The sequence below is a fragment of the Krasilnikovia sp. MM14-A1259 genome (assembly GCF_047159535.1).
In the GTDB taxonomy this organism is placed as follows: Bacteria; Actinomycetota; Actinomycetes; order Mycobacteriales; family Micromonosporaceae; genus Actinoplanes.
Map to the genome: position 1 here is coordinate 445,248 of NZ_BAAGAJ010000002.1, position 18,388 is coordinate 463,635.

The following is an 18,388-nucleotide window of genomic DNA, read 5'->3' on the forward strand; positions in this document are numbered from 1 at the left end:
TCGCGTGCAGGAAGGCGTTCCCCCGGTGGCCAACGAGGACAAGCTTCGTGACTATCTCAAGCGGGTCACCACCGATCTGCACCAGACCCGCGAACGCCTGCGAGAGCTCGAGGAAAGCGCGCAGGAGCCGATGGCGATCGTCGGCATGGCCTGCAGTTTCCCGGGTGGTGTGTCGTCTCCGGACGAGTTCTGGGAGTTGCTGGCGGCGGGTCGCGACGCGGTGGGCGGGTTCCCGGACGACCGCGGCTGGGCGCCGGACGTGTTCGATCCCGACCCGGACGCGGCCGGACGCAGCTACAGCAACCAGGGCGGCTTCCTGTACGACGCCGGCCGGTTCGACGCGCAGTTCTTCGGGATCAGCCCGCGTGAGGCGCTGGTGATGGACCCGCAGCAGCGGTTGTTGCTGGAGACGTCGTGGCACGCGTTGGAGGACGCCGGGATCGACCCTGCCACGCTGCACGGTTCCGCGACCGGTGTCTTCGCCGGCCTGATCTACCACGACTATCTGAACTTCGGTGACGTGTCCGAGGAGGTCGCCGGGTACCTCGGCACGGGTGCCTCGGGTGGGGTGGCGTCCGGCCGGGTGGCGTACGCCCTGGGGCTGGAGGGCCCGGCGGTCACGGTGGACACCGCGTGTTCGTCGTCGTTGGTGGCGGTGCATTTGGCGTGTCAGTCGTTGCGGTCGGGGGAGTCGGATCTGGCTCTTGCCGGTGGTGTGACGGTGATGTCGACGCCGGGGACGTTCATTGATTTCTCGCGGCAGCGGGGGTTGGCTCCCGACGGGCGGTGTAAGGCGTTTGCGGAGGCGGCGGACGGTACTGGTTGGGGTGAGGGTGTCGGGGTTCTGGTGTTGGAGCGTTTGTCGGACGCGCAACGTCTGGGGCATCGGGTTTTGGGGGTGGTGGCGGGTTCGGCGGTGAATCAGGACGGGGCGAGTAATGGGTTGACGGCGCCGAGTGGGTTGGCGCAGCAGCGGGTTATTCGTTCGGCGTTGGCGAATGCCGGTATCGGTCCTGAGGGTGTTGATGTGGTGGAGGGTCATGGGACGGGTACGCGTCTGGGTGATCCGATTGAGGCGCAGGCGTTGTTGGCGGCTTATGGTCAGGGTCGGGATCGGCCGTTGTGGTTGGGGTCGGTGAAGTCGAATATCGGTCATACGCAGGCGGCGGCGGGTGTTGCGGGGATCATCAAGGTGGTCGCGGCGATGCGGCGTGGGGTGATTCCGGCGACGTTGCATGTGGATCGTCCGTCGAGTCATGTGGAGTGGGGTTCGGGCAGCATTCGGTTGGCGACGGAGGTCACGCCGTGGCCGGTGGTGGATCGTCCGCGTCGTGCGGGGGTGTCGTCGTTCGGGTTTTCGGGGACGAATGCGCACGTCATCATCGAGCAGGCACCCGAGGTCGAGGCCGACGAACCCGCTGTCGACGGTCCGCGGATCGTGCCGTGGCTGGTGTCCGCACGTACCCCGGAAGCACTCACCGCCCAGGCCGACCACCTTGCCGGGTACGTGTCGGACGAGGCGCCCGAACCGGCGGATGTCGCCTGGTCCCTGGCGACGACCCGATCCGCGCTGGAACACCGGGCCGTCGTTCTCGGCGCCGACCGCGACGAACTGCTCGCCGGCCTGCGCGCCCTCGCCGAAGGTCGCGAGACGCCCGCGGTCATCACTGCCGCCGCCCCCACCGACCTCGCCGGCAAGACCGGGTTCGTGTTCACCGGTCAGGGTGCGCAGCGCATCGGGATGGGCCGGCAGCTGTACGAGGCGTATCCGGTGTTCGCGGAGGCGTTCGACGCGGTGTGCGCGGGTCTGGAGGAGCATCTGGGGGGTTCGCTCGCGGCGGTGATCGCGGGTGGGGCGGGTGACCTGGACCAGACGATGTGGACCCAGGCCGGGTTGTTCGCGCTGGAGGTTGCGCTGTATCGGCTGCTGGAGTCGTGGGGTGTGACTCCGTCCGTGGTGGCGGGGCATTCGATCGGTGAACTGGCCGCCGCGCATGTGGCGGGGGTGTGGTCGCTGCCGGACGCGTGCGCGGTGGTGGCCGCGCGGGGGCGGTTCATGCAGGAGTTGCCCGCCGGCGGCGCGATGATCGCCATCGAGGCGGGCGAGGAGCGGGTCGCGGCGGCGCTGGCCGGGCGTGCGGGTGCGGCGATCGCGGCGGTGAACGGCCCGAAGTCGGTTGTCGTGTCCGGCGTTGAGGCGGATGTGGAGGCGGTCGCCGCCGAGTTGGCGGCTTCGGGGGCGCGGACGCGGCGGTTGCAGGTGTCGCATGCGTTCCATTCGCCGTTGATGGATCCGATGCTGGAGCGTTTCGCCCGGGTGGTCGCGTCGGTCGGGTCTCGGGAGCCGCGTCTGACGTTGGTGTCGACGCGGACCGGGCGTCCGGTCACGAGCGAGGTGACCGATCCTGGGTATTGGGTGGGTCATGTCCGGGACGCGGTGCGTTTCGCGGACGCGGCCGGCGCGATGCGTGAGCTGGGTGTGCGGACGTTCGTGGAGATCGGCCCGGACGGCATCCTGTCCGGCATGGGCCAGCGGATCCCGGCCTCCCACGCCGGCCCGGCCGACACCTGGCTGCCCGCCCTGCGCCGCGGCCGCGACGAGATGCGTACTCTGCTCGGCCTCCTCTCCCGCCTGCACGTACGCGGGCACGCCGTCGACTGGGCGCCGGTCCTCACCGCCCCCACCGCACGACGGCCCCGGCGGATCACGCTGCCGGCGTACGCCTTCCAGCGGGACCACTACTGGCTGACGCACTCCGTCCCCGCCGACGTCGCCGGACTGGGCCAGATCGCCACCCACCATCCGCTGCTCGGCGCCACCATCGACCTGCCGGCCACGGGCGTACACATCCTCACCGGCCACCTCGCCCCCGCGGCCCAGCCGTGGCTGGCCGACCACACCGTCGGAGGCCGGATCGTCCTGCCCGGCACGGCACTGATCGACATGGTGATCCGGGCCGGCGACCAGACCGGCTGCTCCCGGGTCGAGGAACTGCTGATCGAGACGCCGCTCGTGCTGCACGCACCGGTCCGCGTCCAGGTCGTCGTCGAAGGCCCGGACGAGGCGGGCCGCCGCAGCTTCGGCGTCTACGCACAGGCCGAGGACACCGCCGCCGAACCGGAGTGGACCCGGCACGCGACCGGCGTGCTGGCCCCGGCGCACAGTCCCGCGGACGATGCCGTCGTGGCGTGGCCGCCGGCCGGCGCCGACGAGGTCGACCTGAGCGGCTTCTACCCGTCCCTGGCCGGGACCGGCCTCGGGTACGGGCCGGTGTTCCAGGGCGTCCGGGCGGCGTGGCGGCACGCCGGCGACCTGTACGCCGACGTCGAGCTGCCCGCCGGCGTGGCGGTCGCCGGGTTCGGGCTGCACCCGGCTCTGCTGGACGCCGCGCTGCAGGTGGCGGGCCTGGACCGGCGCGACGGGCCGCGGCTGCCGTTCGCCTGGGGCGACGTGACGATCCACGCGACCGGCGCGACCCGGGCCCGCGTACGGATCACCGCCGCCCCCTCCGGTGACGGCGTGTCCCTCACGCTGGCCGACTCGGCGGGCGGCCTGATCGCCTCGGTCGGCTCGCTGGTGCTGCGCCCGGTCGACCCCGGCGTGCTGGCCGCCGACCCGGCCGCCGACGTGCTGCACCGCGTCGAGTGGATTCCGGCCCCAGCCGCGGACCCGGGCCCGGACACCGCTGCGGGCACGGCCGGCGTTTCGGGGCAACCGAGCCGATGGGCCATGGTGGACGCTGCGGACGGCCTCGCCGGGCTCGGCGACGGCCCGGCCCCCGACGTCGTGGTGATCCGGGCCGTTCCGGAGCCCGCCGCCGACGTCGCGCAGGCGGCGCGGAACCTCACACTGACCGTGCTGGCTGCCGCCCAGCAGTGGCTGGCCGCGGACGAACTGGCCGGCACCCGGCTGCTCGTGGCGACGCAGCGGGCCGTCGACGCCGGCCCCGAGAACGTTCCCGACCCGGTGTCCGCCCCGGCGTGGGGCCTCGTCGGGACGCTGCAGTCGGAGAACGCCGGCCGGGTGCTGCTCGCCGACGTCGAGGACCTGTCCGCACCCGGGCTGGAGGCGGCCCTGCGCGCCGGCGCAGCGGCCGACGAGCCGCGCTTCGCGATCCGCTCCGGCCAGGTGCGCGTGCCGCGCCTGACCCGCGCCGCGACCGGCCTGCCCGTCCCTGCGGGGGGCGCCTGGCAGCTGGGCTTCCACGAACGGGGCACACTCGACAACCTCACCCTGCTGCCCGCCGAGCCCGCGCGCCCTCTGCGCGACGGCGAGGTACGCGTCGCGATCCGGGCGGCCGGCGTGAACTTCCGCGACGTGCTGAACGTGCTCGGCATGTACCCGGGTGAGGCCGGCCGCCTCGGGCTGGAGGGTGCCGGGGTCGTCGTCGAGACCGGTCCCGGCGTGTCCGGGCTGCGCGTCGGCGACACCGTGATGGGCCTGTTCACCGGCGCGTTCACCGGCGAGGCGATCACCGACGCCCGGCTGCTCGCACCGGTCCCGGACGGCTGGACGATGGCCCAGGCCGCGGCGGCCCCGGTGGTCTACCTCACCGCGTGGTACGCCCTTGTCGAACTCGCCGGTCTGCGCGAGGGCGAGTCGATCCTGGTGCACGCCGCGGCCGGTGGCGTCGGCATGGCCGCCGTGCAACTGGCCCACCACCTGGGCGCGCGAATCCTCGCGACCGCCTCCCCAGGCAAGCAGGCGGCGGTACGCGACCTGGGTGTCGACGCGTCGCAGGTCGCGTCGTCGCGGACCACGGACTTCGAGGCCACGTTCCGGGCCGTCACCGGCGGCCACGGCGTCGACGTGGTCCTGGACTCGCTGGCCGGCGAGTTCGTGGACGCGTCGCTGCGGCTGACCCGCCCCGGCGGCCGGTTCATCGAGATGGGCAAGACCGACATCCGCGACGCCGCCGACGTGCAGCGGGCCCACCAGGTCGCGTACCAGGCGTTCGACCTGCTGGAGCAGCCCGCGGACGCGATCGCGGCGATGATGGCTTCGCTGCTGCCGCTGTTCGCCTCGGGCGTGCTGCGGCCGCTGCCGGTGACCGCGTGGGACGCGCGTGAGGCGGTCGACGCGTTCCGGTTCGTCAGCCAGGCCCGGCACGTCGGCAAGGTGGTGCTGACCGCGCCGGCCGGGACCGGCCGCGACGCGGCGGTGCTGATCACGGGTGCCTCCGGTGCCCTGGGCGGGGAGGTGGCCCGGCATCTGGCGGCGGACCACCGGTCGGGTTCGCAGGTGCTGGTGTCGCGGCGTGGCCCGCGGGCACCCGGCACGGCGGTGCTGGCCGCCGAGGTCGCCGAGTGCGGTGTGACGGCCCGGGTGCTGGCGTGCGACGTCGCCGATCCGGGCGAGCTCGCCGGGCTGCTCGCGGGTGAGCGGCTGACCGATGTGGTGCACGCGGCCGGCGTGCTGGACGACGGCGTGGTCGCGGCGTTGACGCCGCAACGGGTCACCGAGGTGATGCGGGCCAAGGTGGATGCCGCGTGGCATCTGCACCGGCTGACCGCAGACCGTGATCTGGCCTCGTTCGTGGTGTTCTCGTCGATCGCCGGGGTCGTCGGCAACGTCGGTCAGGCGAACTACGCGGCGGCCAACACGTTCCTGGACGCCTTGGCCGCGCTGCGCCGCCGCCAGGGTCTGCCCGCGGTTTCGGTCGCGTGGGGTCCGTGGGAGGCCGGCATGGCCGGTGAACTCCACGAGGCCGACCGGCAGCGGATGGCACGGCAGGGCCTGCGGCCGCTGCCGTCCGCCGACGGGCTCGCCCTGCTCGACGCCGCCCTCGACGGGCCGGAATCCCTGCTCGTCGCCGCCCGCCTGGACCTGCCCGCACTGCGCCGCGCCGAGCACGTCCCGGTGCTGATGTCGGCGCTGGTGCGCGGCGGCCGGCGCGACACCCCGCACCGCCGGGCCGCCGGGCGATCCGCCGGCGGGACCGGGAACGCCCTGGCCGCCCTCACCCCCGCCGAACGGCGCGAGGCGGTCCGGGACATCGTCCTGGACCAGGCGGCGCTGGTGCTGGGTATGGCCGGGCCGGGCGCGATCGACGCCGGCCGCACGTTCCGGGACGTCGGGTTCGATTCGCTGACCGCGGTGGAACTCCGCAACCGGCTGAACGCGGCCACCGGGTTGCGACTGCCCGCCACGGCCGTCTTCGACCACCCCACCCCGACGGCGCTGGCCGAGTTCGTGGCCGGGGAGATCACCGGCGAGGCGCGTACGGAGATCGCCCGCGCCTCAGTCACCGCGGACGCCGACCGTCTCGTCATCGTCGGCATGGCCTGCAGTTTCCCGGGTGGTGTGTCGTCTCCGGACGAGTTCTGGGAGTTGCTGGCGGCGGGTCGCGACGCGGTGGGCGGGTTCCCGGACGACCGAGGCTGGGCGACGGACGTGTTCGACCCGGACCCCGAAGCGTCCGGGAAGAGCTACACCGACCAGGGGGCGTTCCTCGCCCGGGCGGGCGAGTTCGACGCGCAGTTCTTCGGGATCAGCCCGCGTGAGGCGCTGGTGATGGACCCGCAGCAGCGGTTGTTGCTGGAGACGTCGTGGCACGCGTTGGAGGACGCCGGGATCGACCCTGCCACGCTGCACGGTTCGGCCACCGGCGTCTTCAGCGGGCTCATCTATCACGACTACCTTCCGTACGGCGCGCCGCCGCAGGAGGCCGAGGGCTACCTCGGCACCGGTGGTTCCGGCGGGGTGGCGTCCGGCCGGATCGCGTACGCCCTAGGCCTCGAAGGGCCGGCCGTCACCCTCGACACCGCGTGTTCGTCGTCGTTGGTGGCGGTGCATTTGGCGTGTCAGTCGTTGAGGTCGGGGGAGTCGGATCTGGCTCTTGCCGGTGGTGTGACGGTGATGTCGACGCCGGGGACGTTCATTGATTTCTCGCGGCAGCGGGGGTTGGCTCCCGACGGGCGGTGTAAGGCGTTTGCGGAGGCGGCGGACGGTACTGGTTGGGGTGAGGGTGTCGGGGTTCTGGTGTTGGAGCGTTTGTCGGACGCGCAACGTCTGGGGCATCGGGTTTTGGGGGTGGTGGCGGGTTCGGCGGTGAATCAGGACGGGGCGAGTAATGGGTTGACGGCGCCGAGTGGGTTGGCGCAGCAGCGGGTTATTCGTTCGGCGTTGGCGAATGCCGGTATCGGTCCTGAGGGTGTTGATGTGGTGGAGGGTCATGGGACGGGTACGCGTCTGGGTGATCCGATTGAGGCGCAGGCGTTGTTGGCGGCTTATGGTCAGGGTCGGGATCGGCCGTTGTGGTTGGGGTCGGTGAAGTCGAATATCGGTCATACGCAGGCGGCGGCGGGTGTTGCGGGGATCATCAAGGTGGTCGCGGCGATGCGGCGTGGGGTGATTCCGGCGACGTTGCATGTGGATCGTCCGTCGAGTCATGTGGAGTGGGGTTCGGGCAGCATTCGGTTGGCGACGGAGGTCACGCCGTGGCCGGTGGTGGATCGTCCGCGTCGTGCGGGGGTGTCGTCGTTCGGGTTTTCGGGGACGAATGCGCACGTCATCATCGAGCAGGCACCCGAGGTCGAGGCCGACGAACCCGCTGTCGACGGTCCGCGGATCGTGCCGTGGCTGGTGTCCGCACGTACCCCGGAAGCACTCACCGCCCAGGCCCGACAGCTTGTGGCGTTCGCCCGCAGCCACCCGGAAGCTCCGCTGCAGGACATCGGCTTGTCGCTGGCGACGACCCGGGCGGCCCTGGAACACCGCGCAGCCGTGATCGGAACCGACCGCGACGAACTGGTCGCCGGTCTGGAAGCCCTGATCGACGGCCGCGCGGCCGCCGGCCTCGTCACCGGAACCATCGGGACACCCGGCAAGACCGGGTTCGTGTTCACCGGTCAGGGTGCGCAGCGCATCGGGATGGGCCGGCAGCTGTACGAGGCGTATCCGGTGTTCGCGGAGGCGTTCGACGCGGTGTGCGCGGGTCTGGAGGAGCATCTGGGGGGTTCGCTCGCGGCGGTGATCGCGGGTGGGGCGGGTGACCTGGACCAGACGATGTGGACCCAGGCCGGGTTGTTCGCGCTGGAGGTTGCGCTGTATCGGCTGCTGGAGTCGTGGGGTGTGACTCCGTCCGTGGTGGCGGGGCATTCGATCGGTGAACTGGCCGCCGCGCATGTGGCGGGGGTGTGGTCGCTGCCGGACGCGTGCGCGGTGGTGGCCGCGCGGGGGCGGTTCATGCAGGAGTTGCCCGCCGGCGGCGCGATGATCGCCATCGAGGCGGGCGAGGAGCGGGTCGCGGCGGCGCTGGCCGGGCGTGCGGGTGCGGCGATCGCGGCGGTGAACGGCCCGAAGTCGGTTGTCGTGTCCGGCGTTGAGGCGGATGTGGAGGCGGTCGCCGCCGAGTTGGCGGCTTCGGGGGCGCGGACGCGGCGGTTGCAGGTGTCGCATGCGTTCCATTCGCCGTTGATGGATCCGATGCTGGAGCGTTTCGCCCGGGTGGTCGCGTCGGTCGGGTCTCGGGAGCCGCGTCTGACGTTGGTGTCGACGCGGACCGGGCGTCCGGTCACGAGCGAGGTGACCGATCCTGGGTATTGGGTGGGTCATGTCCGGGACGCGGTGCGTTTCGCGGACGCGGCCGGCGCGATGCGTGAGCTGGGTGTGCGGACGTTCGTGGAGATCGGCCCGGACGGCATCCTGTCCGGCATGGGCCCGCAGACCCGGACCGGCGACCCCGGCGAGCCGGAACTCTGGCTGCCCGCCCTGCGCCGCGGCCGCGACGAGATCCGCACGCTGGTCACCACCACCGCCAAGCTGCACGTACGCGGCCATGCCGTCGACTGGCGACCCGCCCTGCCCGGCGCCCGCCGCATCGGCCTGCCCGGGTACCGGTTCCAGCGCGAGCACTACTGGCTGGCGTCCGGCACGGCCCCGACCGACGCCACCGGGCTCGGCCAGACACCCGCCGACCATCCGCTTCTCGGCGCCGCCGTCGACCTGCCGGGCACCGGCGCGGTGGCACTGACCGGCCGGCTGTCCGCCGGCTCGCACCGCTGGCTGGCCGAGCACACCATTGCCGGGCACGTCGTGCTGCCCGGTGCCGCCCTGCTCGACATGGTGGTCCGCGCCGGCGACGAGACCGGCTGCTCCCACGTCGAGGAACTGCTGATCGACAACCCGATCGTGCTGCCCGCCCAGGGCAGCGTCCAGGTGCAGCTCGCGGTGAGCCCGCCGGAGGACGGGCGGCGCGAGGTCACCGTGTTCACGCGTACGGCCGCACAGCCGTGGCTGCGGCACGCCACCGCGTACCTGACCGCGGCCGGGCCGGGCGCCGACGAAACCGCGTCGTGGGCCTCGGCGTGGCCACCCGCCGAGGCCACCGAGATCGAGACGGACCCGCGGGTCCGGGCCGCGTGGCGGCGCGACACCGATCTGTACGCCGAGGTCGAGCTGCCCGAGCGGACCGACGCGACCGGCTTCGGACTGCATCCCGAGCTGCTGGAGGCGGCCCTGCAGGTGATCCGCGGCGCAGGCGACACCGTACCGCTGCACTGGACCGGCGTCACGGTGCACGCGACCGGCGCGACCGCGGCCCGCGTCCGGATCACCCCGTCCGCCTCGGGTGACGGCGTCACGATCGAGCTGGCCGATACCACCGGTGGCCCGATCGCCCGCGTCGAGTCGGTGGTGCTGGCCCCGCTGCCGCCCGACGCGCTGGACCGGGCCGCCGGAGCCCGGCGGGACGGGCTGTTCGGCGTGGACTGGATCCCGGTCGACACACCCGCGGAAACCGTCGGCCGGTGCGCGGTCCTCGGCGACGACCGCGGACTCGCGGTGCCCGACGCCACCCGGCACACCGACCTGGCCGAGCTGGTGGCCGCGGTGGCCGGCGGAGCGCCCGCACCGGACCTACTCGTAGCGTGCGTGCCGGACGCCGGGACCTCGGACGTCGCGGAGACGGCGCGACACGCCGTACTCGAGGTGCTGGACCTCGTGCAGGGCTGGCTTGCCGCCGACGCCCTGCACGGCTCGCGGCTGGTGGTGGTGACCGAACGCGCTGTCGACGCCGGGCCGGAGGCCGAGGTGCGCCCGGCCGGTGCGGGCGTCACCGGCCTGGTACGGGCGACCGCCAACGAGCACCCGGGGCGGGTGGTCCTGGCCGATGTGGACACCGTCGCGGACGCCGGTCCGCTGGTGCTGGCCGGGGCGGCGTTCGGCTGGCCGGAGTTCGCGATTCGCGGCCACGACCTGCGGATCCCCCGCCTGGCCCCGGCGAGCGGCGCCCCGGGCGGCAACGCCCGGGACGCCGCCACCCCGGCAGCACCGGCCGGTCCCGACGCCGCGGTGCTGATCACGGGCGCGTCCGGGGCCCTGGGCGCGCTGGTGGCACGACACCTGGCGCAGCCCGGTGGGCCCGGGTCGCAACTGCTGCTGTCGCGCCGTGGCCCGCAGGCGCCCGGTACGGCGGAGTTGGCCGCCGACGTGGCGACCGCCGGCGTGACGGTTCGCGTACTGGCGTGTGACGTCGCCGACGGCGGTGAGCTCGCCGCGGTGGTGGCGGACGTTCCGCTGACCGATGTGGTGCACGCCGCCGGCGCACTCGACGACGGTGTGGTGGCCGCGTTGACACCGCAGCGGGTCACGCAGGTGCTGCGCGCGAAGGTGGATGCCGCATGGAACCTGCACCGGCTGACCGCCGGTCCGGATCTGCGTTCGTTCGTGCTGTTCTCATCGGTCGCCGGCGTGGTCGGCAACGTGGGCCAGGCGAGCTACGCGGCGGCCAACACGTTCCTGGACTCTCTGGCCGCGTGGCGCCGCCGTCAGGGACTGCCCGCGGTGTCCGTGGCGTGGGGCCCGTGGGCCGTGGGCATGGCCGGTGAGCTGAACGACGCCGACCGGCAGCGCATCGCCCGGCAGGGGTTGCGGCCGCTGCCGTCCGCCGACGGGCTTGCCCTGCTCGACGCGGCCGTCGACCGGCCGGAACCCCTGCTCGTGGCGACGCTGATGGACCTGCGCGCCCTGCGCCGGGCCGGCACCCCGGTCCCGGCCATGCTGACCGGTCTCGCCCGCCCCGGGCGCCCCACCGCCGGCCGGCGTACCGCCACGGCTGCCCGCAATCTGGTGCACCGGCTGGTCGCCCTGCCGGTACCGGAACGGCAGAAGGAGATCCTGACCCTGGTACGGACCGAGGCCGCACTGGTCCTCGGCCTGCCCGGCCCGAACGCCATCGACGCGGGCCGGTACTTCCGGCAGCTCGGCTTCGACTCGCTGACGGCGCTGGAGTTCCGCAACCGGATCGGCGAGTCCGTCGGCGTACGCCTGCCGGCCGCGCTGGTCTTCGACTACCCCACGCCCGCCGGCCTCGCCGACTACCTCGGGGAGAAACTGGCGGACCGGGAGGTCGACGACCAGCCGGTGCTCGACCAACTCGACAGGCTCGCCTCGCTGCTCCCGGCGATCGCACAGCATCCCGGCCGGCGGTCGAAGATCCTCGCCCGTCTCGAAGCGCTCACCGCCGGCCTGCGCGCGGACCACCCGGACGACGCACCGTCCGACGAGGACATCGCGGCGGCGACCGACGACGAGATCTTCGACCTCATCGACAAAGAGCTGGGAATCTGAACAGACAGGGTGACACCATGATCGCTCAGCAAACGCTCGTGCCGGTGACGGGCCACGTCTACACCGAGGTCTCCGCGAAGGAGGAGGCGCTGCGGCTGGCCGACTCGCTCGCCGACGGTACGCCGGTCAACAACCAGTCGGTGACCTTCACGGTGGCCGGGCACCTCGACCCGGCCCGGCTGGACCGGGCGCTGTCGGCCGTCCTGCGACGCCACGACGCCCTGCGCACGGTGTACCGGGCGGACGGCCCGCGCACCGTCAAACGGGTGGTCGAGCCGGACGAGTTCCCGTTCGCGCTGTCCCGGATCACCCTCGCCGGGCCACCCACGCAGACGGACCTGGCGCCGCTGCTCACCGCGCCGTTCGCACTGACCGGTGGGCCGATGCTGCGGGCGGCGCTGCTCACCGGACCGGATTCCGACGTCTTCTGCCTCACCGCCCATCACCTGGTCTTCGACGGGCTGTCGGCGTCCATCTTCGCCACCGAGCTCGCCGCCGCGTACGGCGGTGCAGTCCTCGAACCGCTCCCGGCCGGTGTCGACGCCCAGCCCAGCCCGGACAGCCTCGCCTACTGGCGGGAAACGCTCGCGGGGGCACGCGACGACGACACCGAGTTGCTGTGCGCGGCGCCGGACACCGGCCAGTGGACACCGGTCGCGGCACACGCCGCCCGCACCCTGGCGGCCCCGGTCACGGCGGCCGTCCGCGGGCTCGGCGACGCACTGGGCGTTTCCCCGTCCGCGATCCTGCTCGCCGCGTACCACCTGGTGCTGGAGGCGCACGGGGCCGGCACCGAGCTGATCGTCGGTTCGCCGGTGGACACGCGGCCCGCGCATGGCGCGCGGCCGATCGGGTACCACGTCAACTACGTCCCGCTGCGGCTGACCCTCGATCCGCGGGAACCGGTCCGTGAAACGGTGCTGCGCGCCGACGCGACGCTGCGCGGCGCCGAGGCGCACGCCGACGTGGCGGTGGACGCCCACGCCGACCTCCTGCCGCGGGCGCGGGCGGGGCGGCGGATCACCCCATTCCGGTACGTCTGCCAGACCGTTGGCGAACTCGCCGCGTTCGCGATCGGCGGCCTGACCGCCACACCGTTCGTCGTCGAGCAGGGCTTCAGCAAGTTCGACGTCGACCTGTCCGCCGCCGTCACCGGCGACACGATCCGGCTACACGCCCGCTACCGCGCCGATCTGCTCGATCCGGCGGACGCCGCGCGGCTGCTCGCCCGCTACGAGGTGGTCCTGGCCGCGCTGGCGGCGGACCCGGACGCCCCGGCCGGTGACATCCGCGCCTGGACCGCGACCGACCACGAGGTGATCGCCGCGGCCAACGACACGACCGGCCCGGTACGTCCCGAGTCGGTGCTGCGCGGCATCCAGGAACGGGTGGCCGCGACCCCGGACGCCGTCGCGGTCGTGCACGACGACCGGCGCATCGGCTACCGGCAGCTCTGGTACGCGGCCCATGACCTCGCCGCGCTGCTGCGCGCGAACGGTGTACGGCCGGGCGACGTGGTGGCGGTCGCGCTGCCGCGCGGCGCCGAACTGGTCGCGAGTGTGCTCGGTGCCTGGCTGGCCGGCGCCGCGTACCTGCCGATCGACGCGGCCCACCCGGAGGAACGGATCCGCTACCAGCTCGCCGACTCGGGCGCCCGGGTGCTGCTGGCCGAATCCGGTCTCGCGCACGAAGCGGACGGCGAGCGCATCCTGCTGACCCCGCCGCGGATCGGCGGGGAGCCCGTCGCGGGCCGTCCGGACGACGCACCGGTGACCGTGGACCCGGAGGCCTGCGCCTATCTGATTTACACGTCCGGCTCGACCGGCCGGCCCAAGGGCACCCGGGTCGGTCACGCCGCCCTGGCCAATCTGATCGCCCATTTCGCCGCGGAGCTCTCCGCCGGACCTGGTGACGCGATGCTGTGGCTGACCACGTTCGCGTTCGACATCTCCGGACTGGAACTGTTCGCCGCGCTGGTCACCGGCGGCCGGCTGATCCCCGCGCCGGACGCGGCCCGCAGCGACGGCCGGGTCCTGCGCGAGCTGGTGGAACGCCACGACGTGCGTTTCGTGCAGGCGACGCCGACGACGTGGCGGCTGGTGCTCGACCGGGTCGAGGACTGCCTGCGCGGCCGTACCGTGCTGGCGGGCGGGGAGATCGTGCCGGCGTGGCTGGCCGGGCGGCTGGTGGCGGCGGGCGCCGAGTTCCACCACGTGTACGGCCCGACGGAGACGACCATCTGGTCGACGTCCCGGGTCGTCCCGGACGCCTCCGGCCCCCGGCTCGACATCGGCCGGCCGATCCTCAACACCCAGGTCTTCGTGCTCGACCAGCACGGACGCGAACTGCCGGTCGGGGTACGCGGCGAACTGTGCATCGCGGGCACCGGCGTGGCGATCGGCTACCACGACCGGCCCGAACTCACCGCACAGCGCTTCGGCGTCCACCCCGGATACGGGCGTTTCTACCGCACCGGCGACCTGGCCCGCTGGCGTGCGGACGGCACGCTCGACCTGTTCGGCCGCAGCGACCGGCAGGTCAAGCTGCGCGGCAACCGGATCGAGCTGGGCGAAATCGAGGCGACGCTGCTGGCGCACCCGCAGGTCGACGCGGCCGCGGTCGTCATGATCGGCGATCCGAGCGCGGATGCCGTGCTGGTCGGCTGCCTCGAGCCGGCCGGGGACGTACCGGACCTGCCGGACGTCTGGCAGCATGCCCGGACCCACCTGTCGTCGTCGATGCTCCCCGGCGATCTGCTGGTGGTCGACGCACTGCCGATCAACGGCAGCGGCAAGGTCGACTATCCCGCCCTCACCCGGATGGTCGCGGACCGCCGGGCGAAGGCCGCGGCGGCCCGGATCGAACTCGATCGCCCGGACGACGAGCTGACCGGCCGCCTGACCGTGCTGTGGCAGACCATCCTGCGGCGCGACGACCTCACGATGGACAGCAACTTCTTCGAGTCCGGCGGCAACTCGATGCTGGCCGCGTGGGCGGTGCAGGAGGTGCAGAACCTCAGCGGCGTGTCGCTGAGCCTGGCGGAGATCTTCGAACGGCCCACTCCGAAGGCCCTGGCCGACCGGGTCCGCGACGTCGCCGGTGTCACCGCGACCGGAACGCCCTGACCGCACCGATCACCGCGAGCGCCGTCCACGCGGCGAGCGGGACGAGCGGGAGCAGGTGTGGCCAGCGGCCCTGCCAGGCGTCCTGCATGGCCTGCGTCGCCGCGCCCAGCGGGGTCGCTTCGGCAAGGCCGCGCAGGACGCCGTGCATGGCCGTGACCGGCCCGAACAGCCCGGCGAAGAACATCATCGCGGCCAGCAGCGTCGTGCCGATGTACTGCGCGGCCACCGGGGTCGGGGCGAGCCGGCCGATCAGTGTGCCGGCGCCCAGAAGCAGGGCGACCGTGGGCACCAGGACCACCAGGAATGCGGCGGGCTGCCGGGGGAGCGGCACGCCGAGTCCCGCGGAGGCCACGGCCAGCAGCGCGGCGGTGCCGGCCGCGGACACGGCGACCGTACCGGCCAGCCGTCCGGTGAGGACCGCCGCCCAGCCTCCCGGAGCGCCCCGGTCCCGGTGTTCGGCCAGCGCCGTCGGCAACGCGGTCAGCGCGAACAGGCCGATCGAGAAGACGATCAGGGTGGGCAGGTAGACGTCGAGGACGCTGGCGCCGCCGAACGTGGGATCGGGCTGCCGGAACGACGGCACGCGGCTCAGCACGCCCAGGACGGCCAGGGGAATGCCGATGCCGGCGGCGAGCCGGCCCACGGCCAGCACGCAACGGGCCGACTCGGCCAGGCCGACCTGCCACAGTGGACGGGAGACGACGGTGGACATGTGTTCTCCTCCGGGGAGCGTCAGTGGGTCACGGCCGTACGGCCGTGTTCGAGCAGCGCGTACCGGTCACACAGCAGCTCGGCCTCGTGCGGCGACGACGTGCCCAGGACGACGGTCGTTCCGCTGTCGCGTACGGACCGCACCATGTCCCAGGTCTGCTGCCGGTCGGCGGCGTCCGGGCCGGTGAGGTCGTCGAACACCGCGACCTGTGGCCGCCCCACCGCGGCGAGTACGGCGGAGAGGCGCTGCCGGGGCTGGGCGGGGCATGTGCCGGTGATTCCGAGCGCTTCCATGAGCAGCCGCCACGCGCCGGGATCGCGGTAGAAGGAGCCGTACAGCGTCAGCGCCCGGGCGACCCGCGTCTGATCGAGGGAACGGGTGTCCCGCAGCTCGCGGCCGAGGCGCCGGGTGATCTCGGCCCGTTCCCGCCGCGGGTCGTGGCCGAGCACCTCGATGGCGCCGCCGTCGCGGCCCCGCAGGCCGACGAGGCATTCCAGCACGGTGGTCTTGCCCGCGCCGGTGGCGCCGAGAAGCCCGAAGATCTCGCCCTCCGCGACGGTGAACGAGAAGTCCTCGATCGCCACGCGGTCGCCGTACCTCTTGTGCAGGTGCTGCACGTCAATCACTGCGGACATGGCCCAAGCCCCTTCCGGTGATGCGTTCCGACACCTAGAAGGTAGGTTTTCCAGCTTTGGCAGCGGTATCCCGCTATGTCCCCTGCGGGGTGGGTCCAGCCCCACTTTGCGGGCCTGCGTCCAGGTACGCGAGGACCGCCCGGACGCGGCGGTTGGTGTCCTCGTCGTTGGCCAGGCCGAGCTTCGCGAAGATCGTGGTGGTGTACTTGCTGATCGCGCCCTCGCTGAGGAACAGCCGGCCCGCGATGGCGGCGTTGGACAGTCCCTCGGCCATCAGGGCCAGCACCGAGCGTTCCCGCTCGCTGAGGGCGGCCAGCGGGTCGGCGCGGGCCGGGCGGCCGAGCAGCTTCGCGACCACGGTCGGGTCGAGGGATGTGCCGCCGTCGGCGACCCGCCCGAGCGCGTCCATGAACTGGTCGGCGTCGAGCACACGGTCCTTGAGCTGGTAGCCGACGCCGCCGTGACCGTCCGCGAGCAGTTCCCGCGCGTAGAGCTGCTCGACGTGCTGCGAGAGGATGAGCACCGGCAGCCCCGGGATCTGCTGGCGGGCGGCGAGCGCCGCCTTCATCCCCTCGTCGGAGAAGGTCGGTGGCAGCCGGACGTCGACGATCGCCACGTCGGGCCGTTCGGTGAGCAGGGCGGCCAGGGTGGCGGGCCCGTTGTCGACCGCGGCGATCACGGAGTGCCCGTACGCCTCGACGAGCCGCACCAGCCCGTCCCGCAGCAGGAACAGGTCTTCGGCTACGACAATGCGCACGGTGCCGCCACGGTGATACGGGTCGGTCCGCCGGCCGGGCTGTCGATCGTCAGCCGGCCGTCGAACGCGCTCATCCGGCGCTCGATGCCGGCCAGCCCGGAGCCGGGCGAGGGGGCCGCCCCGCCGATCCCGTCGTCGGTCACGTTCACGGTCAGTGTCCGCCCTTGGTAGTCGAGTTCGATGGTCACGTAGTTGGCGCGAGAGTACTTTGCCGCGTTCGCCAGCAGCTCGGCGATCGCGAAGTAGAAGGCCGCCTCGACCGGGCGTTCCGGCCGGGCGGTGACCGTGCTGTGCACGGTGACCGGCAGCGGCGCGTCCAGGGCCAGGGCGCGGACCGCGTCGACCAGGCCCCGCTCGGCGAGCACCGGGGGATTGATCCCACGGACCAGTGACCGCAGCTCGGTCAGCGCGGTCTTCGAGGTCTCCCGGGCGTCGAAGAGAATCTTGCGGGCCGCCTCGGGATCCTTGCTGATCAGGTGCTCCGCGGCCTGCATGGCCATGCCCAGCGCGACCAGCCGGGCCTGGGTGCCGTCGTGCAGGCCACGCTCGATGCGCTCCAGCTCGGCGGCCTGCGACTGGGTCTGGTCGGCGCGGATGTTCTCCAGCTGCTCGACCCGGCGGCTCAGCGGTGAACTCGGGGCGATGCCCAGGAACCGGGAGGCCACGGGCCGCAGGATGCGCCAGGCGAACGGGGCGGCGACCAGGGCGGCGACGATCGCACCCACGCCGTACGGCAGCAGGCCGGGGGTGAGGACCAGGTAGACGCCCTCGGCCAGGGCGAGCAGGGGCAGAGACGCCACCGGGAGCACGGTCACGGCGGCGATCAGGCACCACACACCGTCCCAGTGCACCTGCGGATCGTGGAAGCGGGCGTGCATCCGGGCCCGGCGCTGCGCCTCCCGTTCGGATTTGTGGTACTCCCGGCCGTCCCACCAGTAGCCGGTCACCATCCGCGTGACGGTCACCGGCGGCCGGTAGGTGACCGTGACGTCCAGGCCGAGCCAGCGCCGCGCCACGCGCCGGGTGGCCTGCGCCAGGGGCCGGCTGGTCAGCAGGTGCAGCATCCAGACGGCCGCGGCGATCCACATGATCACCACCAGTGTCTCGCCGATCGCGGCGAGCACGCGCAGTGGCAGGGGGCCGTGCCAGCCCGCGGTCCACGACGAGGCGAGCAGGGCGCCGTAATACCCGACCGGGGCGGCGACCAGGGGCAGCGGAAGGGCGAGCACGGTCAGGACGGACGAGCGGTACAACCCGAGCGCGGCCTCGGCGCACCAACGCCACGCGCTTCTCACGAGCGATCCCATTCGGCTGTCCCTCTCCACTGCGCCGTCCATTGTGCCAGCCGCCCCGGGTCTTCCCCAGGCAGCACCCAAAGGTACGGCGCGCAGCGGTTCGCCGGGCATCCGGTCAAGCCCCCTGAGTGGTGGGCCTAACCCCACTCCCGACCCCTCTTTCACCCACTTCCGAACGCGTTGCCCGGCCGTCACGGTGTCGGAAAAAGTGTCGACTTGGAACTCGAATCCGCAGCTCGGAGCGCGTGTCCGCGGCCTGGCGGGGCGCTGCGCTCCTCCTTTCCCGACAAAC

Annotated in this window: 6 protein-coding genes; 2 read left to right on the top strand and 4 right to left on the bottom strand. The window is 73.0% G+C overall.

What is annotated here, in order from left to right; all coding sequences use genetic code 11:
- Positions 1-25 precede the first annotated feature (25 nt).
- Together ACMCNK_RS01925 and ACMCNK_RS01930 are read left to right on the top strand one after the other, a co-directional pair.
- Positions 26-11,572: an SDR family NAD(P)-dependent oxidoreductase gene (locus tag ACMCNK_RS01925; RefSeq protein ID WP_412734633.1), complete on the top strand. Its 11,547-nt coding sequence runs from the start codon at positions 26-28 to the stop codon at positions 11,570-11,572.
- A gap of 17 nt (positions 11,573-11,589) precedes the next feature.
- Complete coding sequence (locus ACMCNK_RS01930; protein ID WP_412734634.1) at positions 11,590-14,697, top strand: non-ribosomal peptide synthetase; 3,108 nt, start codon at positions 11,590-11,592, stop codon at positions 14,695-14,697.
- Here ACMCNK_RS01930 and ACMCNK_RS01935 read toward each other — a convergent pair.
- The 4 genes from ACMCNK_RS01935 to ACMCNK_RS01950 all read right to left on the bottom strand — a co-directional run bounded on the left by ACMCNK_RS01935 (position 14,675) and on the right by ACMCNK_RS01950 (position 18,096).
- A complete protein-coding gene (locus tag ACMCNK_RS01935; protein WP_412734635.1) occupies positions 14,675-15,409 on the bottom strand; it encodes an ABC transporter permease in 735 nt (244 codons plus the stop codon). The two genes, ACMCNK_RS01930 and ACMCNK_RS01935, sit on opposite strands and share 23 nt — an antisense overlap.
- 20 nt (positions 15,410-15,429) lie before the next feature.
- Entirely contained in the window at positions 15,430-16,044 is a 615-nt protein-coding gene (locus ACMCNK_RS01940; protein ID WP_412734636.1) for an ATP-binding cassette domain-containing protein, read from the bottom strand.
- Between the two features lie 73 nt (positions 16,045-16,117).
- On the bottom strand, positions 16,118-16,801 hold the full coding sequence (locus ACMCNK_RS01945) for a LuxR C-terminal-related transcriptional regulator (protein ID WP_412734637.1): 684 nt from the start codon (positions 16,799-16,801) through the stop codon (positions 16,118-16,120).
- Positions 16,786-18,096: a sensor histidine kinase gene (locus ACMCNK_RS01950; RefSeq protein ID WP_412734638.1), complete on the bottom strand. Its 1,311-nt coding sequence runs from the start codon at positions 18,094-18,096 to the stop codon at positions 16,786-16,788. Before ACMCNK_RS01950 ends, ACMCNK_RS01945 begins: the two co-directional genes overlap by 16 nt.
- Between the last annotated feature and the right edge of the window lie 292 nt (positions 18,097-18,388).